Below are 18265 nucleotides of genomic sequence, written 5' to 3'. Positions count from 1 at the left end.
AGTATTTGCCCCAGCCGATTCTTCCTACGCCAGGCTTTTCGCAGAATCGGCCACTAATAAACAAAACAACGATGAGGCAATCCCGTGGACAAGATTTTCCACCAACCACTGGGCGGCAACGAAATGCCGCGCTTCGCCGGCATCGCCACCATGATGCGTCTTCCTCACCTGCAAACGGCCAAGGGCCTGGACGCCGCCTTTATTGGCGTGCCCCTGGATATCGGCACCTCATTGCGCGCCGGTACGCGTTTCGGCCCACGGGAGATCCGTGCCGAGTCGGTGATGATCCGTCCGTACAACATGGCCACCGGCGCTGCACCGTTCGACTCGCTGTCGGTGGCCGATATCGGCGACGTGGCGATCAACACCTTCAACCTGCTCGACGCCGTGCGCATCATCGAAGAGGCCTACGATGAAATCCTTGAGCACGATGTGATCCCCCTGACCCTGGGCGGCGACCACACCATCACCCTGCCGATCCTGCGGGCGATCCACAAGAAACACGGCAAGGTCGGGCTGGTGCACATCGACGCCCATGCCGACGTCAACGACCATATGTTCGGCGAGAAAATCGCCCACGGCACCACCTTCCGCCGTGCCGTGGAAGAAGGCTTGCTCGATTGCGACCGCGTGGTGCAGATCGGCCTGCGTGCCCAGGGCTACACCGCCGAAGACTTCAACTGGAGCCGCAAACAGGGCTTTCGAGTGGTGCAGGCCGAAGAATGCTGGCACCACTCCCTCGCGCCGTTGATGGCCGAAGTACGCGAGAAAGTCGGCGGCGGCCCGGTGTACCTGAGCTTCGACATCGACGGCATCGACCCCGCCTGGGCGCCCGGCACCGGCACCCCGGAAATCGGTGGGCTAACCACCATCCAGGCCATCGAGATCATCCGCGGTTGCCAGGGCCTCGACCTGATTGGTTGCGACCTGGTAGAAGTTTCGCCGCCCTACGACACCACCGGCAACACCTCGCTGCTCGGCGCCAACCTGCTGTACGAGATGCTTTGCGTACTGCCTGGCGTGGCGCATCGCTGATGAGCGCACGCGAGGTATGAAAATAACAAGAACCGTCTTTACACACTGACAACCAAGGGGGTCGTAGAGCCCCCTCCTCGATATACCTGACTTTTGCTCGCGTGTTTACGGAGCCGGCTGCCGCCTGATCGACCATAAAAAATATAATCGGAGAATCACCGCCATGGCTTTGGATTTATTCGTCGTACTCCTCTACGCCGCCGGCATGCTCGTGCTCGGCTACTACGGCATGCGCCGCGCCAAGACCCACGAAGACTACCTGGTGGCCGGCCGTAACCTCGGCCCGTTGCTGTACATGGGTACCATGGCCGCCACAGTTCTCGGTGGTGCATCCACCGTCGGCACCGTGCGCCTGGGCTATGTGCACGGCATCTCCGGTTTCTGGCTGTGCGCCGCGCTGGGTGCGGGGATCATTGCGCTGAACCTGTTCCTGGCCAAGCCGCTGTTGAAGTTGAAGATATTCACCGTCACCCAGGTCCTGGAAAAACGCTACAACCCCATGGCGCGCCAGGCCAGTGCGGTGATCATGCTGGCCTACGCGCTGATGATCGGGGTGACTTCGATCCTGGCCATCGGCACTGTGCTGCAAGTGCTGTTCGACCTGCCGTTCTGGGTGTCGGTACTGGTAGGCGGCGGTGTGGTGGTGGTGTATTCGACCATCGGCGGCATGTGGTCGCTGACCCTCACCGATATCGTGCAATTCGTGATCAAGACCGTCGGCCTGATGTTCATCCTGCTGCCGATCTGCCTGTACCGCGTCGGCGGCTGGGACGAACTGGTGGCCAAGCTGCCAGCGTCGAACTTCAGCTTCACCGCCATTGGCTGGGACACGATCATCACCTACTTCATGATCTACTTCTTCGGCATCCTGATCGGCCAGGATATCTGGCAGCGGGTGTTCACTGCCCGTGATGAAAAGGTCGCCCAGTACGCCGGCACGTTCGCAGGTTTCTACTGCATCCTCTACGGCCTGGCCTGCGCGCTGATCGGCATGGCCGCCCATGTGCTGATACCAGACCTGGACAACGTCAACAATGCCTTCGCCGCCATCGTCAAAGCTTCGTTGCCGGATGGCATCCGTGGCCTGGTTATCGCCGCCGCACTGGCCGCGATGATGTCCACCGCCAGCGCCGGCTTGCTCGCCGCCTCCACCGTACTGACCGAAGACCTGCTGCCACGGCTGCGCGGTGGCAAGCAATCGAGCTTGCGCATCAACCGCTTGTTCACCCTGCTGACCGGAGTTGCCGTATTGGGTATCGCCCTGGTGGTGAACGATGTGATCAGCGCCCTGACCCTGGCCTATAACCTGCTGGTAGGCGGAATGTTGGTGCCATTGATTGGCGCGATCTTCTGGAGACGTGCGACGACCTCCGGGGCGATCACGTCCATGACCCTGGGCTTTGTGACCGCGTTGGTGTTTATGTTCAAGGATGGGCTGGACGCAAACACGCCGATTTACTACAGCCTGGCGGTCGCGCTGGTGAGTTTTGTGCTGGTGAGCTTAGTGTCGCGCCGACCGGATACAGTGGCGGCTCGGACGGTTTGAGCTATAAAAGGATTTAGCGTGTTTCTTCAGCGGGCGCGACGTCGGAGGTCGCGCCCGTTTTTTTCGCCTTGAACAAACAAGTGCGAGAGCGAGTAATTAGCGGCGACGTGGCCGACGCTGCTCATCATCCGTACGGATCGGCACCGGTTGCAGCGGTGGCTCGATCAAGCCCAGCGCAACGCCAAGGTCATGGAGCCAGTTCTGGATTTTCTCTTTCATGGTTGCCCCCTTTGAGGGTAGTGCTGGTCGGCGTGAGTTCTGTCGCCGTTTCCTACAGTGATAGTAGCCCTAAGTCCTAGGTATTGCTTGAACGAAACCACAACGAACTATTACTGGATTGATCCGAATCCTGACGGATCGTTCAAGCAATCGCACGGGTATCTGGCAAAAACTCGGCCCTACCCTCTTGCTGCAGGTCGATCCATGCATTGAGGTTAGATCCGAGCATACCCTTTCGCCACATCAGCCAGGTGGTTGCAGTGGCAAAAGGCCCACTCAGCGGATGAACGGACACGCTGTCCTTGCCTGGCAGGCTGTCGAGCATGGATTCGGACATCAACGCCACGCCGGAACCGGCGATCACGCAAGCGAGCATGCCTTGGTAGGACTCGATCTCGATCGCCCGCCCCATGGCGACGCGATCGTGGGAAAACCAGGTTTCCAGGCGGTTACGGTAGGCGCAGCTGCGTCGGAAAGTGAACACCGAACGGCCAGCCACATCCTGTGGGCCGCGCACCGGCGGGTGATCAGCCTCGCAAATCAGCACCAGGCGCTCTTCGCACAGCGGCACACCATCCAAGCTGGCGATCGTCAGCGGACCGTCTACAAAGGCAGCGTCCAGACGACCAGTGATCAAACCTTCCAGCAATTCCCCGCTGGGCGCCGACTGCACTTGCAGGTTCACCATGGGATAAGTCTTGTGGTAACGCGCCAACAGTTTCGGCAAGTGGACTGCCGCGGTGCTGTACATGCTGCCCAACACAAAGTCACCGGCCGGTTGCCCGCCTTGTACGGCGCCGTGGGCTTCGTCATGCAGCGCCAGCAGCCGAGTGCTGTAGTCCAACAGCACCTTGCCCGCAGGAGAAAGCTGCAAACGCTGGCGTTCGCGAACGAACAGCTCGACGCCGAGCTGTTCCTCCATCTGCTTGAGCCGGGTCGAGAGATTCGAAGGCACGCGGTGCAGACGCTCAGCCGCACGGGTAATGGAGCCCTCTTCGGCCACGGCCTGGAAAATCCGCAATTGACTGAACTCCATACCTTTCTCCAAAACTGAACAAGTTACTCACTATTATTCATTTTTACAGAAAGTCAATCCGTCTTAGCCTGCAAGTCATTCGCTTTTTTGCAGGAACCCTGAGCATGTCACCGCTGATTCGTTTACTCGCCAGTTTCATCGCACTGATGATGGCCATGGGTATTGGCCGCTTCGCCCTTACCCCACAAATGCCACATTTGCTCAGCGAAGGTCAGATCGACCTGACCGGCGCCGGACTGATCGCAGCGGCCAACTACTTGGGCTACTTCGTGGGCGCGGTGGACTCGATCTTTGCCCGCAGCCATCAGCATATACGCGGGCGCCTCTACGGCGGGCTATGGCTCTGCGTATTGCTGACCCTGGCGTCGTACTGGGCCAACGGGTTCTGGCCACACTTGCTGTTGCGCTTCGGCACCGGCGTGGCAAGCGCCTGGGTGTTGGTGATGATCACCAGTTTGAGCCAACCGCTGGCGATTGCCGCCGGAAGACCACGCCTGGGCGCGTTGATCTTTGCAGGGCCTGGGCTGGGGATCTTACTGACAGGTTTGCTGGCGCTGGGCTCGAACCTGACGGGGCAAAGTTCTGCCACGCTGTGGTTGATCTACGGCGTGGTGGCGTTGCTGATGCTGTTGGCGATCCTGCCGTTTTTACCAAAGCCGACCCTCGCACCTGCACAGGCCAACAGCACTGGTAATAACGGCAGCATCGCGCACCTGTGCTGGATCTACTTTTTATTCGGCCTGGGCTACATCATCCCGGCGACCTTTCTCTCACAGATGGCCAGCGCACAGTTCAAAGGCGCCTGGCAGGCCGATCTGTTCTGGCCCTGCTTTGGCCTGGCGGCCGCGCTGGGTGTGGGGGTGGCAAGCTTGCGCCGCAAGGCCCCGCACACCACACGCCACTGGCTGATAGCGACCTTTTGGCTGCAAGCAGTAGGCGTGTTTGCCTGCCTGCTCGGCAATAGTTGGGGCCTGGCGCTCGGTGTATTGCTGTGCGGCGCGCCATTCCTGGCCTGCATGCAATTGGTGATGGCACGCTTGCGGGAAGTCGCGCCCCACGGCTACCAACGCAGCACCGGACTGTTGACCGCCAGCTTTGCCATCGGTCAACTGAGCGGGCCGCTGCTGGCGTCGGTGAGCAGCCACCTCAGTGGAGGCCTGCAACCGGCGCTGGTCATCGCCGGTGTCGGTTTGTTATTGGCGGGCTCAGTCTTGATCAACCGTCGATTACCGACGCAGCCGATGTGCACACAGATGGCCGACGGTGCAACACATCGCGGTGAGGCAGGTGCCCCACGCCATGTCCATCACCGCCAGCCCGGCTGACCAGCCTTCAAGCGTGGCCCAGTTGCTCAGGTCATAAGTGCCATAGGCCACCAGGCCAAGCAGGGCGCCCAAACGCGCAGCGCGTTGCCAGCTTGCGCTGGGCAAGATCACCAGCACCACACAACCGAGCACATACAGCAGATAGAACAATACCGCCGGCAACAGACGCGGCTGATCAAGCATCAGCGGGCCGAGCAGGGATTTGTAGGTGGGCCCCATCAGGACGCCGAGCCATAGGCCGTCAAGGATGAGAAAGGCGAGCAGGGTGCCGAGGTAGGCGAAGAGCGTTCTCTTGGACATGACACAAGCCTTTGCAGGAGCGAGCTTACTCGCGAAAAACGTACATCCGACGCCACGCTGCGCCTGGAATATTTTCGCGAGCAAGCTCGCTCCTACAAAGAGCCAGGCACACTCAGCTTAGTTCAATGCGATCGGCATGAATCACAATCTGGCCCTGCTTGTAGAGCGCACCAATAGCCTTCTTGAAGTTGCCCTTGCTTACGCCGAACAAATTGCTGATCACGGCCGGATCGCTTTTATCGCTGACCGGCAGCGTGCCATTGTTGTCGCGCAACTTGGCGAGGATCTTGGAGTTCAGGCTGGAGGCCGCTTCCTGGCCGACCGGTTGCAGGCTCAGGCTGATGTTGCCATCGGCGCGGATCTCCTTGATAAAACCTTTTTCTTCCTTGCCCGGGCGCAGGAACTTGAACACTTCGTTCTTGTGGATCAGGCCCCAGTGCTTGTTGTTGATGATCGCCTTGAAGCCCATGTCCGTGGCTTCGGCCACCAGCAGGTCGACTTCCTGGCCCACCTGGTAGTTGGCTGGCGTCTTGTCCAGATAGCGGTCAAGACGTGCGGTGGCGGTGATGCGCTTGGTGTGCTTGTCGAGGTAGACGTGCACCACGCAATACTCACCCGCGGTCAATTGGCGTTTTTCTTCCGAATACGGCAGCAGCAGATCCTTTGGCAAACCCCAATCGAGGAATACACCGATGCTGTTGACCTCCACAACTTTCAAACTGGCAAATTCGCCGACTTGAACTTTGGGTTTTTCGGTGGTGGCGATAAGTTTGTCATCGCTGTCCAGATAAATGAAAACGTTAAGCCAGTCTTCATCTTCACTGGGAATATCTTTAGGGATATACCGATTAGGCAAGAGGATTTCCCCATCTTGCGCACCATCAAGGTACAAACCGAAGTTAGTGTGCTTGACCACTTGCAAGCTGTTGTAGCGCCCGACTAAAGCCATTTCCAATACCCTCATTGCGTGGGCGGCATTCTACCCGAGTTGCGCCCTGCACGCGCGCAGGCCTGAAAAATCACGGGCTGGCATGGCGTTCCACTGGCATCGCTCCACTCGTCTGATCAATCGGTTGAATTTTGCCCTGTCATCAACCCTGGCCCGCCCAGTGGTTTCGAGCTAAAACAGTAAGTTAGCGCTTTATTTGATCGACAAACTGCAGTTATTTCCAAACCTGGCACTTATTCCCCGGGGATATTTGCCAAGCAATTGTCAAGTATTTCCTGTACGATGCCTGGCCAAGTTAATTTTCTACAGGTTAGTGGCCGCCATGCGCGTAAAAGCATCCAACAGCAAAGCAAAGCCAGCTCCCGCCGTTGAAACCAGCGAATCGATCAACAGCCAGATTGCTGCGTTCCTCAAGTCCGGTGGCGAAATCCAGCAAATTGCCAAGGGCGTGAGCGGCCAGACTTTCGGCCCGTCCAAGCAGATCAGCCTGGGCAAGAAGTAATACCTGCGCACTGCATCTGGTCCCTAAGCGTCTTGCCCTCAAGGCGCTAGGACTAGAGTTTGAAACACCCCTGCACCGCATCCAATATCAAGCTAATCGACGAACGGGTCTCTACACCTGGCATTCGCCGGTATCCTTGCACACGTCTAGCACGGGCATCTGCTCGAACCCATCCGTCACTGCTCCTCGCTTTTCATGGAGTGAAGCATGCTTAAACGCTGCATTTTCCTGGTCAGTATCCTGGTCGCCAGCCCATTGGCCGAAGCGCAGATTTTCCAGCGCGAACTGGGTGACTTCGACCTGAAATTGGGCACCACCCCCAGCCGGAGCATGGCCCAGGGCCTGGTCAAGCCGACCTCCCCTGGTAGCGACTCGTTCCACGGCGGCCTGGACTTGAGCCACGACAGCGGTCTGTATTTCGGCCAGTTTTCACCGAACATGGGCCTTTCCTCAGCCAACAATCTAGAAGTCGACTCCTACCTGGGTTTCAAACGCCCTTTCGACCAGACCCTGGGCTATGAAGTGGGCTTGATTCACTATAGCTACCCCAAGGTCAGCCCCCTCGACAGCCAGGAGGTCTACGGCGGCCTGAATCTGTTGGGTAACCGCTTTGGCGTGTCTTTCAGCAACGACCCCGACCGCCAGGACAGCACCCTGTTTGCCGACCTCGGCGGCACCCAGCCTTTCGGTATCGGCGTCAGCATGAAATACACCACCCACCAATTGGGCACACCGGTCTCGGTGGAAAACGGCGCCATCAGCAGTTTCAGCGATTGGTCGGTGCAATTTTCCCGGGCGTGGAAAGGCATTGACCTGGACCTGATCTACAGCGATTCCAGCCTCAGCGGCGGTGACTGCTCGGCCTACTCCGGACACAATTCGCAATGTGACGGCCTGTTGACCTTGAAGGCTGTCCGGCCGTTTTATTGATGGGCTGAACTGTCGCACCCCGCGCAGGTTCACATGCATCAACCCCATCCGTGCAAGGACTCGCCCATGTTGCGCCGGCTCAAACTCCTGATGGTACTGCTGACCATGAGCCTGGTGCTCGCCGGGTGCAATCGCGTGGGCCTGGCTTACCGTAATCTCGACGTGATCATCCCTTGGACCCTCAACGACTACCTGGACATGAACGCCGGGCAAAAGAGCTGGTTCAACGACACCCTCAAGGAACACTTGGCCTGGCATTGCACCACACAATTGCCGGGTTACCTGGACTGGCTGGACCGCCTGCAGCAAATGGTCGACAGCCACCAAATCACTGACGCCGCGCTGCAAACCCGAACCGTCGAAGCCAAGCAGGCGATTGCCGAGATCGCACGGGAGGTAACCCCGTCCGCCGTGCAGTTGCTGCAGGGTCTGGATGATCAACAGGTCAAGGACATGAGCGGCGCCCTTGCCAAGGATCTGCGCAAACGCCAGGACGAATACCTCAAGCCACCGCTGGCCCAGCAGATCAAGGAGCGCGCCAAGCGTATGAGCAAGCGCCTGGACGCCTGGATTGGTCCGCTGAGCGCCAGCCAGCAACACCGCGTAACGGCCTGGTCCATCGCCCTGGGTGAACAGAACCAGGCGTGGATCGGCAACCGCGCCCATTGGCAGGCGCAGTTTATCGAGGCCGTCGAGCACCGCCACGACGCCGACTTTCCGCAGAAGATGCAACGTTTGCTGGTGGACAGGGAGAGCCTATGGACGCCTGAATACCGTGCTGCCTATGCTCAGACCGAAGCGGCAGCGCGCAGCCTGATCGTGGACCTGATGGCTGAGAGCACGGTGCAACAGCGGCAGAAGCTGAAGCAAAAAATCGACGGCGTACGGAGCGATTTCAAAGCCCTCAAATGCCTCAAGGCCGGTGCAAATCAATAGGGATGGGAGCATGGCTCCCGCCCACATTTGATTCAGGGACTATATAGCGCCGCCGGCAATCGCAGCCTCGGAAGCGACCCGCTCAAAGGTCGCCTCATCCAGCGCGTCCTCCTGCTCGTCCATTACGTGCCGGGGATGCTCATTGCCAGGAATCGAACTGTCGATCAACGCCAGCAGGCTTGCACCCCGTGGGGTCAAGATGAAGTTCTCACCGTTGCCGCCCTCTTCTTCGGGGCGCGACTCAATGAACCCGCGCTTGAACAGCAGCGCCTCGTAGTCCGCAGCAGTCTTTTTCAGCGCATCCAGATTCCCGGTGTCCTCGCCAGCCGTCGCTTTATCAGCGGCTTCCTGCTCGGCGTATTTACGCGGGGCAAAGCTGCCCTCGCCGTTCTGCACTTCATGCAGCAGACGTTCGATCAGATCCCAGTTGTAAGTCGTCATCCTGATTCCTCCTGCAGGCCGATGGAAAATTAGCCCGTCATAGGTAGTGACACGTGCGGGCACTGGCCGTTCACCCGGATAGACGGGCGTCATTTCTCTGAACTTTCCAGACGTTCGCCGCCTCAACTGCCTATACCGCCAAGGAGGTCCGACCATGAAAACCCTTAGAAACCTGGCCATCGCCGCTACGTTGCTTGCCGCCCTGCCCGCTTGGGCTTGTACGCTCGACGAGGCCACGGCCAAGCGCGAAGAGCTGGCCAAGGAAGTGACCAAGCTCACCGAGCAGAACCCAACCAAGGCCAAGGAGATGAATGACGAGTTGCAGAAAATGGATCTGGATACTGAGAGCGCGGAGTTTCCCGACAAGTGCCAGTTGATTGATGCCCGTCTCAAGGAACTGAAAGAAGCTGCCGCCAAGGCCAAAAGCTGAGTAAAGCGGGACGTAGCGCGTCCCAGGCGGCATTCCCACGCAGAGGGTGGGAGCGATCGAGGCATAAAAAAACCGGACATTGTCCGGTTTTTTTGCCCAACTGCTTATTCGGCAGCCGGTGCTTCTGGCTTGCGGCGCTTGAGCGGCGCCATGCCGTCCTTGCTGACCAGCGACAGGTTGTCGGTCTTCGGCCGGTTGGCGATCTTGCGCTTGGTCGGCGATTTGGCGCCGGCCTTTTTCTTGTCACCCTTGGCATCGGTCTTTTTCTTCTTCACGCCAACGGCCTTGCCCGACGCCTTGACCTTCTTCGGCCCGGTGTAGGTGCCTTTGACTTCCTTGATGGTGCGGCGCTCGAACGACTGCTTGAGGTAGCGCTCGATGCTCGACATCAGGTTCCAGTCGCCGTGGCAGATCAGCGAGATCGCCAGGCCGTCGTTGCCGGCACGTCCGGTTCGGCCAATACGGTGTACGTATTCGTCGCCGCTGCGGGGCATGTCGAAGTTGATCACCATGTCCAGGCCGTCCACGTCCAGGCCGCGGGCGGCGACGTCGGTGGCCACCAGAATCTTCACGCCGCCAGCCTTGAGGCGGTCGATGGCCAACTTGCGGTCCTTCTGGTCTTTCTCGCCGTGCAGCACGAACGCCTTGTAGTCCTGCGCAACCAGGCGACCGTAGATGCGGTCAGCCGCGGCCCGGGTGTTGGTAAACACGATGGCCTTCTGGTAGGTCTCGTTGGCCAACAGCCAGTTGAGGATCTGCTCTTTGTGCACGTTGTGGTCGGCGGTGACGATCTGCTGGCGCGTGGTCGCGTTGAGATCGCTGACGTTGTTGACCTGCAGGTGCTCAGGGTTGTTCAGGACCTTGGCGACCATGTCGCGCAGGGTCGAACCGCCAGTGGTAGCAGAGAACAGCATGGTCTGCTGGCGATTGACGCACTCGGCCACCAGGCGCTGCACGTCATCGGCGAAGCCCATGTCGAGCATGCGGTCGGCTTCGTCGAGCACCAGCACTTCGACTTCCTTGAGATCAAGGTTACCGGCATTGAGTTGCTCGATCATGCGCCCCGGAGTGCCGATCAGGATGTCCGGCACCTTGCGCAGCATGGCGGCCTGGACCTTGAAGTCTTCGCCACCGGTGATCAGGCCGGACTTGATGAAGGTGAACTGCGAGAAACGCTCCACTTCCTTCAAGGTCTGCTGGGCCAACTCGCGGGTCGGCAGCAGGATCAAGGTCTTGATGCTCACACGGACTTTGGCCGGGCCGATCAGGCGGTGCAGGATCGGCAAGACAAAAGCAGCGGTCTTGCCGCTGCCGGTTTGAGCCGTCACCCGCAGGTCACGCCCCTGGAGCGCGAGCGGGATGGCCGCTGCTTGCACAGGCGTAGGCTCGACAAATTTAAGCTCGGCCACGGCTTTGAGCAGGCGTTCGTGCAGGGCGAATTGGGAAAACACGGGTGCTACCTCGAAGAAATACAAAATATCAGCGGTATAGGTTACCGGTTTCGCGCGTCCAAACCGAGTTTCTTTACGCGAACGGTGCTAATCAGCTGCTTTTTTGTCAGCGCATTTGTCTAGAACGTCAACTTTGTTGCACTTAAATGCTCTAATCCCCCCGTCTCGCCTTACAGAAGAATCGGTTTCATTCATGGATATCAAACAGCTCTGGCTCAACGCCCAGGACCTCTGGGGCACCCTCGATGAACATCCGCTGCTGCACGCCGGCCTCGGCTTGCTGGTGTTGCTGGTGGTGGCCCTGCTGCTCGGACGGGTAGCGCGCTACCTGATCATCCACGCCATCAAGTTACTGGGTCGGCAGCCGGCCCTGCACTGGCTCAACGACCTGCTGCACAACAAGGTCTTCCATCGCCTGGCGCAGATGACGCCGTCCCTGGTGATTCAGTTCGGCCTGTACCTGGTGCCGGGCCTGAGCAAGACCGCCATCCTGTTTATCGGCAATGTGGCCCTGGCGATCACCATTCTGTTCCTGGTGCTGGCCATGAGCGCGCTGCTCAATGCCCTGCTGGACATCTACGCCCGCACCGAACACGCGCGCACCCGCTCGATCAAGGGCTATGTACAATTGGCGAAGATGGTGTTGTTCGTGTTTGGCGCGATCATCATCGTCGCCACCCTGATCGACCGTTCGCCGCTGCTGTTGCTGTCAGGCCTGGGTGCCATGTCGGCGGTGATCCTGTTGGTGTACAAGGACACTCTGCTGTCGTTCGTCGCCAGTGTGCAGTTGACCAGCAACGACATGCTGCGGGTCGGCGACTGGATCGAAATGCCCCAGGTCGGCGCCGACGGTGATGTAGTGGATATCACCCTGCACACGGTCAAGGTGCAGAATTTCGACAAGACCATCGTCTCCATCCCCACCTGGCGCCTGATGTCCGAGTCGTTCAAGAACTGGCGAGGCATGCAGGCTTCTGGTGGGCGGCGCATCAAGCGCAGCCTGTATATCGACGCCAGCGGCGTACGCTTTTTACGCGATGACGAAGAAGTGCGCATGACCCAGGTGCACCTGCTCACCGGCTACATCGGACGCAAGCAGGCCGAGCTCAAGGCCTGGAACGAAGCCCAGGGCCACAGCGCGCAACTCTCGGCCAACCGCCGGCGCATGACCAACCTCGGCACCTTCCGCGCCTATGCCTTGGCCTACCTGCAAAGCCACCCGGACATCCAGCCGAACATGACCTGCATGGTGCGCCAGATGCAAACCACCGCCCAAGGCGTGCCGCTGGAGATCTACTGCTTTACCCGTACCACAGCGTGGGCGGATTACGAGCGGATCCAGGGGGATATCTTTGATTATCTGTTGGCGGTGTTGCCGGAGTTCGGGTTGAGCCTGTATCAGCAACCGAGCGGCAATGACCTGCGCGCAGGCGTATTGCCCGCCTTGGCCGGAGCCACCCAGGTGTCCAACGTCGAAACGGCGTAATGTGATCCGAACGAGATTACGGCAGTGATGTCGTAATCTCCTTGCGGCACACCTCAAGCACTTCATCGGCCAGGGCGGAATCATCCGGGCACGCCCGCGACAACATGATGGCACCGATGGCGTGGGCCATCCTGTTGAGCATTTTCGCGCGCACGTCTTCCTGTGGTTCGTCCTGCGCCGCGTTGAACTTTGCCTCCAGGGCCTGCAGCGTGTTTTCCAACCCGTTGGCGAAGGTCTCCTTGAGCGTGTCCGATTGACGCGCAGCATCTGCACACAACGCCGCCAAGGTGCATCCGCCGCCGCGGTGGTCGCGGTGCTGCCTGGACAGGTACACCTCGAAAAACTGCTCCACCTCCAGGTGTGCGCTGTCGGCAAGCGACTGCGCCAGGCTGTTGGCGGCCGCTTCCGCCATCAAATCCGCCTTGGAGCCGAAATGCTTGTAGAAGCCGCCCTGGGTGAAACCGGCGGCAGCCATCAGTTCGGCCACACCCACACCATCGAAACCGCGTTCACGAAACAGCTCGGAAGCCGTCGCGACGATATGCGCTCGATTGCTCTGTGATTGCGTCTTGGTGATCTTCATTTTTTGCGCTCCTGCTGCCTTGCGATACAAACATCTTACTATGATGTTGATCGTAATCAAAACCGTTGACAGCTTTGATTATGATCGACATCATAAAACCTCATCGCATCCACAGAGCATCACACCATGAGCACTTCCACTACCGTTCTCATCACTGGCGCCTCGACCGGCATTGGCGCCGCCTACGCCGAGCGTTTTGCCCAGCGCGGCCACAATCTTGTATTGGTCGCCCGTGACATCCAGCGCCTGGAAGCGCTCGCCGCCCGCCTGCGCCAACAGCACGCCATCACCATTGACATCCTCCCCGCCGACCTGACTCAAAGCGCTGACCTGGCAGCGGTTGAAGCGCGCCTGCGCGAGGACGCCAGCATTGGCACGCTGGTGAATAATGCCGGGGCCGCGCAGTCCGGCAGCTTTATTGAACAGTCCAGCGACAGCGTCGCTCAGTTGGTTGCGCTCAACACCACGGCGCTGGTGCGACTTGCCAGTGCCATTGCCCCGCGCCTGGCGGCGGCAGGTGACGGCGCTATCATCAACATAGGCTCGGTAGTGGGCCTGGCGCCGGAGTTCGGCATGACGGTGTATGGCGCCACCAAGGCGTTCGTACTGTTCCTGTCCCAGGGTATGAGCCTTGAGCTGGCTCCCAAAGGCGTCTACGTACAAGCCGTGCTGCCGGCGGCCACGCGTACCGAGATCTGGGAGCGGGCTGGCATTGACATCAATACCCTCACAGACGTGATGGAGGTAGGTGACCTGGTCGATGCGGCGCTGATCGGCTTTGACCAGCGCGAGCCCGTGACTATCCCGCCGTTGCAGGATGGCGCACGCTGGGATGCCTTGCAGGCAGCGCGACAAGGCTTGCTGGCGCAGATCAAGCAGTCCGAGGTAGCCGAACGCTACTTGGTCAAAGCCTGATCAACCCTTTTGCAGGCGTGCTGTGCTACTGCGATGCATAGGCGCCTGCCCTTCCCGTCCAAGCCATGAGCGTTGAACCATGAAGGCATTTTCAATCGAGCGTTACGGCAAGCACACAGGCCGCATCACCGAAGTCCCGGCACCTGCGGTGGGTGAACATGACGTGCTGGTTCAAGTGCATGCCAGCAGCGTCAATGTGCTGGATGCAAAAATCGCCAAAGGCGAATTCAAACTGATCCTGCCGTATGCGTTGCCGTTGACACTGGGCAATGACTTGGCCGGTGTGGTGCTCAGCGTGGGGTCGGCGGTACGACGCTTCAAGCCAGGTGACGAAGTCTATGCTCGCCCTCCCCAGCAGCGCATCGGCACGTTCGCCGAGCTGATTGCGGCATGCGAAGACGCAGTGGCACGCAAACCTGCAAACATCACGATGGAGCAAGCCGCCTCCCTGCCCCTGGTCGCGCTGACGGCGTGGCAGGTGTTGGTTGAAACGGCGAGGCTGAAAAAAGGCCAGAAGGTCTTCATTCACGCCGGCTCCGGTGGTGTCGGCAGTATCGCCATCCAGCTCGCCAGGCATTTGGGCGCTTTTGTCGCCACGACCACCAGTACCGCCAACGTCGAGTGGGTCAAGGCGCTGGGCGCGGATGTGGTGATCGACTACAAGCAGCAAGACTTCGAAACCGTACTCAAAGACTACGACGTGGTCATGAACAGCCTCGGCCCGGATGCGCTGGCAAAGTCACTCGACATTCTCAAGCCGGGCGGCCAGCTCATCTCCATCTCAGGGCCACCGACGCCGGCATTCGCTCGCGAGCAAAACCTGTCGTGGGGATTGGGCTTGGTCATGGGTGTCTTGAGCAGTGGCATTCGCCGCAAAGCGCGCAGAAAAAACGTCCGTTATGACTTCGTCTTCATGCGCGCCAGCGGTGCCCAACTGGATGAACTCACCGCGCTGGTTGAGTCCGGCATTATCAAGCCGGTGATCGACCGTACCTTCCCTTTCGAGTCGACGGCCGAGGCCTTGAGTTATGTCGAACAAGGCCGGGCCAAAGGCAAAGTCGTGATCACGATAAAGGAGACGATACCGCCTGACGCACACCCAGCCGGCTGATCCACACCGCCGCCAGAATCACCAGGCCGCCCAAGGCCAAACGACCCAGCGGCTCGTGCTGGTTCCAGATCAGCAGGTTCAGCAGCAGCCCCACCGGCACATGCAAGTTGTTCATCACCGCCAGGGTGCCGCCATTGACCAGGCAGGCGCCCTTGTTCCACCAGTACATTCCCAGCGCGGTGCTGACCACTCCCAGGAACACCAGCACGCCCCATTGCAGCGACGCTTGCGGCAGGAAATCAGCCTTGCCGAACAGCAGGAATGCGGGCAACACCACCAGCAGGGCGCCCAGGTAGAAATAACCGAAACGCCGGAAATGCGGTTGGTCACTCGGATAACGCGCCACCAGGTGCTTGTACATGACTTGCCCGGCCGCATAGGTGAAGTTGGCCAGCTGCAACAGCAAGAACCCCATCAGGAAGTGGGGCGTGATCTGATCAAAACGAATCACTGCCGCACCGCTCACCGCCACCAAGGCTGCGACCAGCGCCCAAGGGTTGAAACGGCGATTAAGCGCGTCTTCGATCAGGGTCACGTGCAACGGAGTGAGGATGGTGAACAGCAGCACTTCCGGCACCGTCAGCACGCGAAAGCTCAGGTACAGGCACACATAGGTCACACCGAACTGCAATGCACCGATCACCAGCATGCCGCGCATGAACGCCGGCTCCACCGAGCGCCAGCGGGTCAGCGGGATAAAAATCAGCCCCGCCAGCAGCACGCGCACCAGCACCGCAAAGTAGCTGTCGACGTGACCGGCGAGGTATTCGCCGATCAAGCTGAAGGAAAATGCCTGAATCAGGGTGACAACCAGTAGATAGCCCATGCGCGCCTCATTTCGAATGGTCGCGACATTAAAGCTTTTCGCGGTTTGAAGAAACTCGGCGCAAAAAAAACCCGACCTCGCTGAAGCGGCAGTCGGGCAGGAGCACTCAGGAGCTACAAGTGCAAAGGGAGGTTCGATACGCGTACTTGAAGGGTTTGCGTGGGGCTATATAAACAGCGCGGGATTATCTGGCGATTAACGCTTCAAGCAACCTGCGCCAACAGTGCTTTAGCCTGATTGACGCCCTTCTCCTGGAAGCCCGCCCCCAGGTTCACCCCTTCGGCGTGAATGAAGGTCACGTCGTGGATGCCGATAAAAGCCATGACCTGGCGCAGGTACGGCTCCTGGTGATCCGAGGTGGCGCCGGCGTGAATGCCGCCACGAGCAGTGAGTACGATGGCACGCTTGCCGGTCAACAAACCCTGTGGCCCGGTGGCGGTGTACTTGAAAGTCACACCGGCCCGCAACACATGATCCAGCCAGGCTTTAAGGGTGCTGGGGATGGAAAAGTTGTACATCGGCGCAGCCATCACCAATACATCGGCAGCCAGCAGCTCGTCAGTCAATTCATTGGAACGGTCCAGGGACACCTGTTCATCGTCGTTGCGCTGCTCGGCGGGTTTCATCCACCCACCCAGCAGGTTGGCGTCCAAGTGGGGAACGGGATTGCGCGCCACGTCACGCAGGGTGATGCGATCCGCCGGATGGGCTGCTTGCCATTGGCCGATGAACTGTTGGGTGAGCTGGTGGGAGATTGAATCCTGCTGGCGTGCACTGCTTTCGATGATCAGGACATTGGACATGGCTTGGTAGGCTCCATCGGTAATTGCTGTAAGTCGATGGAGCGAAGGTTAACCAGGGCCTATTCGATAAAAAAGCGCAAAAAACTGCTATAACCCATCTAGAAATTTGTTGTTAAGCGGAGTATTCCTGTCTGGCATGCTCCGCTGCTTTATTTTGGAGCGCAGTCCAAGGCAATACGCATTTTGATAATCGCGCGGTTGAACTTGGCCGTGGTGTTGGTGCTTTTGCCGGCGGGTACGGTCACAGTGCGACGGCGCGGCGATTCCGGGCCGTTGGTGAAGATTACCGAACACAACGCATCGTTGGTGCCGTAGTTACTCAACTGGATCGAACTGATGTCGGCGTCCACATCGGATGCGGTGTAGTCCACGCTTACGCCGTTGATCTTTTTAGTCACGTCGATGGGGTAGGCAAACGCGCTCATCGGCAGCAGCGCCAGCAACACACAACAGAATTTTCTCATTCGGCAGTCTCCAATAAGGACCGCCAGCTTAGGACAAGAGGAGCTCATCTTGAAAGCGCCCCGCGTTACCCTCGATCAATGGCGCACGTTGCAAGCCGTGGTCGACCACGGCGGCTTCGCCCAGGCCGCAGAAGCGCTGCACCGTTCACAGTCCTCGGTGAGCTACACCGTGGCCCGTATGCAGGACCAACTGGGTGTGCCGCTGCTGCGCATCGACGGGCGCAAGGCGGTGCTTACCGAGGCCGGCGAAGTGCTGCTGCGCCGTTCCCGCCAGTTGGTGAAGAACGCCAGCCAGTTGGAAGATCTCGCCCACCATATGGAACAGGGCTGGGAAGCTGAAGTGCGCCTGGTGGTGGACGCTGCCTATCCCAATGCGCGCCTGGTGCGCGCCCTCACCGCGTTTATGCCCCAAAGCCGCGGTTGCCGCGTGCGCCTGCGCGAAGAAGTACTGTCGGGGGTTGAAGAGCTGCTCATGGAAGGTGTGGCCGACTTGGCGATTTGCGGCTTCAGTATCCCCGGTTACCTGGGCACGGAAATGAGCGCGGTAGAATTCATTGCCGTCGCCCATCCCGAACACGCCTTGCACCGCATGGGCCGCGAACTCAGCTTCCAGGACCTGGAAAGCCAGATGCAAGTGGTGATCCGCGACTCCGGCCGCCAGCAACCGCGGGATGTCGGCTGGCTCGGCGCCGAACAGCGCTGGACCGTCGGCAGCCTGGCCACCGCCGCAGCCTTCGTCAGCAGCGGCCTGGGTTTTGCCTGGCTGCCCCGGCACATGGTCGAGCGCGAACTGAACGAAGGCGTGCTCAAGCAGCTGCCTTTGGCACAGGGCGGCAGCCGCCACCCGACGTTCTACCTGTATTCAAACAAAGATAAACCCCTGGGGCCGGCGACGCAGATCCTCGTGGAACTGCTGCGCACCTTTGACACCGCTCCCCTGGACGCGCCCTTTGCCGCGCCCCTGCAAGCCTGAAACG

Annotated in this window: 21 protein-coding genes; 11 read left to right on the top strand and 10 right to left on the bottom strand. The window is 59.6% G+C overall.

Annotation, left to right across the window (positions count from 1 at the left end; genetic code table 11):
- The first annotated feature begins 84 nt into the window (after positions 1-84).
- Positions 85-1035 carry an agmatinase gene (speB, locus tag NMB39_RS08270; protein ID WP_021490873.1) on the top strand — a complete coding sequence of 317 codons (951 nt, stop codon included), beginning with the start codon at positions 85-87 and terminating at the stop codon, positions 1033-1035.
- A gap of 163 nt (positions 1036-1198) precedes the next feature.
- Positions 1199-2581, top strand: coding sequence for a sodium:solute symporter family protein (locus NMB39_RS08265; protein ID WP_494339421.1), 1383 nt, complete (start codon positions 1199-1201; stop codon positions 2579-2581).
- 96 nt (positions 2582-2677) lie between these two features.
- Here the strand turns inward: NMB39_RS08265 and NMB39_RS08260 are convergent, their stop codons facing one another.
- Together NMB39_RS08260 and ptrR are read right to left on the bottom strand one after the other, a co-directional pair.
- Complete coding sequence (locus NMB39_RS08260) at positions 2678-2800, bottom strand: PA1414 family protein (RefSeq protein ID WP_003193089.1); 123 nt, start codon at positions 2798-2800, stop codon at positions 2678-2680.
- 142 nt (positions 2801-2942) lie between these two features.
- Complete coding sequence (ptrR, locus tag NMB39_RS08255; RefSeq protein WP_494339422.1) at positions 2943-3836, bottom strand: putrescine utilization regulator PtrR; 894 nt, start codon at positions 3834-3836, stop codon at positions 2943-2945.
- Positions 3837-3940: 104 nt separating this feature from the next.
- On the opposite strand from ptrR, the gene NMB39_RS08250 reads away from it, so the two are divergent.
- A complete protein-coding gene (locus NMB39_RS08250) occupies positions 3941-5161 on the top strand; it encodes an MFS transporter (protein ID WP_367236057.1) in 1221 nt (406 codons plus the stop codon).
- On the opposite strand, the gene NMB39_RS08245 is transcribed toward NMB39_RS08250, so the two are convergent.
- Both NMB39_RS08245 and NMB39_RS08240 read right to left on the bottom strand, forming a co-directional pair.
- On the bottom strand, positions 5063-5461 hold the full coding sequence (locus NMB39_RS08245) for a DUF2177 family protein (RefSeq protein WP_043048946.1): 399 nt from the start codon (positions 5459-5461) through the stop codon (positions 5063-5065). The genes NMB39_RS08250 and NMB39_RS08245 overlap by 99 nt on opposite strands.
- 112 nt (positions 5462-5573) lie before the next feature.
- Positions 5574-6410 (bottom strand): CvfB family protein, encoded by an 837-nt coding sequence (locus tag NMB39_RS08240; RefSeq protein ID WP_019820451.1) that lies wholly within the window; start codon positions 6408-6410, stop codon positions 5574-5576.
- 322 nt (positions 6411-6732) lie between these two features.
- On the opposite strand from NMB39_RS08240, the gene NMB39_RS08235 reads away from it, so the two are divergent.
- The 3 genes from NMB39_RS08235 to NMB39_RS08225 all read left to right on the top strand — a co-directional run bounded on the left by NMB39_RS08235 (position 6733) and on the right by NMB39_RS08225 (position 8778).
- Positions 6733-6912 carry a PFL_1563 family small protein gene (locus tag NMB39_RS08235; RefSeq protein ID WP_003193095.1) on the top strand — a complete coding sequence of 60 codons (180 nt, stop codon included), beginning with the start codon at positions 6733-6735 and terminating at the stop codon, positions 6910-6912.
- Between the two features lie 207 nt (positions 6913-7119).
- Positions 7120-7842: a TorF family putative porin gene (locus NMB39_RS08230; protein ID WP_057023077.1), complete on the top strand. Its 723-nt coding sequence runs from the start codon at positions 7120-7122 to the stop codon at positions 7840-7842.
- 66 nt (positions 7843-7908) lie between these two features.
- Positions 7909-8778 carry a DUF6279 family lipoprotein gene (locus tag NMB39_RS08225; RefSeq protein ID WP_494339423.1) on the top strand — a complete coding sequence of 290 codons (870 nt, stop codon included), beginning with the start codon at positions 7909-7911 and terminating at the stop codon, positions 8776-8778.
- 39 nt (positions 8779-8817) lie between these two features.
- Here the strand turns inward: NMB39_RS08225 and NMB39_RS08220 are convergent, their stop codons facing one another.
- On the bottom strand, positions 8818-9219 hold the full coding sequence (locus tag NMB39_RS08220) for a hypothetical protein (protein WP_057011844.1): 402 nt from the start codon (positions 9217-9219) through the stop codon (positions 8818-8820).
- A 154-nt stretch (positions 9220-9373) separates the two neighbouring features.
- Between NMB39_RS08220 and NMB39_RS08215 the strand changes: the two genes are divergently transcribed.
- A complete protein-coding gene (locus NMB39_RS08215) occupies positions 9374-9649 on the top strand; it encodes a hypothetical protein (protein WP_043048952.1) in 276 nt (91 codons plus the stop codon).
- 104 nt (positions 9650-9753) lie between these two features.
- Here NMB39_RS08215 and NMB39_RS08210 read toward each other — a convergent pair whose 3' ends face one another.
- Complete coding sequence (locus NMB39_RS08210) at positions 9754-11100, bottom strand: DEAD/DEAH box helicase (protein ID WP_034117156.1); 1347 nt, start codon at positions 11098-11100, stop codon at positions 9754-9756.
- 193 nt (positions 11101-11293) lie between these two features.
- Between NMB39_RS08210 and NMB39_RS08205 the strand changes: the two genes are divergently transcribed.
- Entirely contained in the window at positions 11294-12586 is a 1293-nt protein-coding gene (locus NMB39_RS08205) for a mechanosensitive ion channel family protein (protein WP_198718908.1), read from the top strand.
- A 16-nt stretch (positions 12587-12602) separates the two neighbouring features.
- Here NMB39_RS08205 and NMB39_RS08200 read toward each other — a convergent pair whose 3' ends face one another.
- Entirely contained in the window at positions 12603-13169 is a 567-nt protein-coding gene (locus NMB39_RS08200) for a TetR/AcrR family transcriptional regulator (protein ID WP_494339424.1), read from the bottom strand.
- A gap of 126 nt (positions 13170-13295) precedes the next feature.
- On the opposite strand from NMB39_RS08200, the gene NMB39_RS08195 reads away from it, so the two are divergent.
- The gene (locus NMB39_RS08195) at positions 13296-14084 is read left to right on the top strand and encodes an SDR family NAD(P)-dependent oxidoreductase (protein WP_057023081.1); all 789 of its coding nucleotides are present in this window, start codon (positions 13296-13298) and stop codon (positions 14082-14084) included.
- Positions 14085-14163: 79 nt separating this feature from the next.
- Complete coding sequence (locus NMB39_RS08190; protein WP_057023082.1) at positions 14164-15195, top strand: NADP-dependent oxidoreductase; 1032 nt, start codon at positions 14164-14166, stop codon at positions 15193-15195.
- Here the strand turns inward: NMB39_RS08190 and NMB39_RS08185 are convergent.
- The 3 genes from NMB39_RS08185 to NMB39_RS08175 form a co-directional block, all read right to left on the bottom strand.
- Entirely contained in the window at positions 15149-16021 is an 873-nt protein-coding gene (locus NMB39_RS08185) for a carboxylate/amino acid/amine transporter (protein ID WP_057023083.1), read from the bottom strand. The two genes, NMB39_RS08190 and NMB39_RS08185, sit on opposite strands and share 47 nt — an antisense overlap.
- A gap of 203 nt (positions 16022-16224) precedes the next feature.
- On the bottom strand, positions 16225-16824 hold the full coding sequence (locus NMB39_RS08180; protein ID WP_494339425.1) for an FMN-dependent NADH-azoreductase: 600 nt from the start codon (positions 16822-16824) through the stop codon (positions 16225-16227).
- Between the two features lie 149 nt (positions 16825-16973).
- Positions 16974-17288 (bottom strand): hypothetical protein, encoded by a 315-nt coding sequence (locus NMB39_RS08175; RefSeq protein WP_046071724.1) that lies wholly within the window; start codon positions 17286-17288, stop codon positions 16974-16976.
- 49 nt (positions 17289-17337) lie between these two features.
- On the opposite strand from NMB39_RS08175, the gene NMB39_RS08170 reads away from it, so the two are divergent.
- The gene (locus NMB39_RS08170; RefSeq protein ID WP_046071723.1) at positions 17338-18261 is read left to right on the top strand and encodes a LysR family transcriptional regulator; all 924 of its coding nucleotides are present in this window, start codon (positions 17338-17340) and stop codon (positions 18259-18261) included.
- Positions 18262-18265 lie beyond the last annotated feature (4 nt).

Source organism: Pseudomonas sp. FBCC-B545, from assembly GCF_059134095.1.
The sequence above is the reverse complement of the archived record's forward strand: the minus strand, read 5'-3'. Positions and strand labels throughout refer to the sequence as shown.

Excerpts from the sequence above, each read along its gene's own strand:
- NMB39_RS08265 (WP_494339421.1), top strand. The coding sequence starts at position 1,199 with ATGGCTTTGGATTTATTCGTCGTACTCCTCTACGCCGCCGGCATGCTC.
- NMB39_RS08260 (WP_003193089.1), bottom strand. The coding sequence starts at position 2,800 with ATGAAAGAGAAAATCCAGAACTGGCTCCATGACCTTGGCGTTGCGCTG.
- ptrR (WP_494339422.1), bottom strand. The coding sequence starts at position 3,836 with ATGGAGTTCAGTCAATTGCGGATTTTCCAGGCCGTGGCCGAAGAGGGC.
- NMB39_RS08250 (WP_367236057.1), top strand. The coding sequence starts at position 3,941 with ATGTCACCGCTGATTCGTTTACTCGCCAGTTTCATCGCACTGATGATG.
- NMB39_RS08245 (WP_043048946.1), bottom strand. The coding sequence starts at position 5,461 with ATGTCCAAGAGAACGCTCTTCGCCTACCTCGGCACCCTGCTCGCCTTT.
- NMB39_RS08240 (WP_019820451.1), bottom strand. The coding sequence starts at position 6,410 with ATGGCTTTAGTCGGGCGCTACAACAGCTTGCAAGTGGTCAAGCACACT.
- NMB39_RS08235 (WP_003193095.1), top strand. The coding sequence starts at position 6,733 with ATGCGCGTAAAAGCATCCAACAGCAAAGCAAAGCCAGCTCCCGCCGTT.
- NMB39_RS08230 (WP_057023077.1), top strand. The coding sequence starts at position 7,120 with ATGCTTAAACGCTGCATTTTCCTGGTCAGTATCCTGGTCGCCAGCCCA.
- NMB39_RS08225 (WP_494339423.1), top strand. The coding sequence starts at position 7,909 with ATGTTGCGCCGGCTCAAACTCCTGATGGTACTGCTGACCATGAGCCTG.
- NMB39_RS08220 (WP_057011844.1), bottom strand. The coding sequence starts at position 9,219 with ATGACGACTTACAACTGGGATCTGATCGAACGTCTGCTGCATGAAGTG.
- NMB39_RS08215 (WP_043048952.1), top strand. The coding sequence starts at position 9,374 with ATGAAAACCCTTAGAAACCTGGCCATCGCCGCTACGTTGCTTGCCGCC.
- NMB39_RS08205 (WP_198718908.1), top strand. The coding sequence starts at position 11,294 with ATGGATATCAAACAGCTCTGGCTCAACGCCCAGGACCTCTGGGGCACC.
- NMB39_RS08200 (WP_494339424.1), bottom strand. The coding sequence starts at position 13,169 with ATGAAGATCACCAAGACGCAATCACAGAGCAATCGAGCGCATATCGTC.
- NMB39_RS08195 (WP_057023081.1), top strand. The coding sequence starts at position 13,296 with ATGAGCACTTCCACTACCGTTCTCATCACTGGCGCCTCGACCGGCATT.
- NMB39_RS08190 (WP_057023082.1), top strand. The coding sequence starts at position 14,164 with ATGAAGGCATTTTCAATCGAGCGTTACGGCAAGCACACAGGCCGCATC.
- NMB39_RS08185 (WP_057023083.1), bottom strand. The coding sequence starts at position 16,021 with ATGGGCTATCTACTGGTTGTCACCCTGATTCAGGCATTTTCCTTCAGC.
- NMB39_RS08180 (WP_494339425.1), bottom strand. The coding sequence starts at position 16,824 with ATGTCCAATGTCCTGATCATCGAAAGCAGTGCACGCCAGCAGGATTCA.
- NMB39_RS08175 (WP_046071724.1), bottom strand. The coding sequence starts at position 17,288 with ATGAGAAAATTCTGTTGTGTGTTGCTGGCGCTGCTGCCGATGAGCGCG.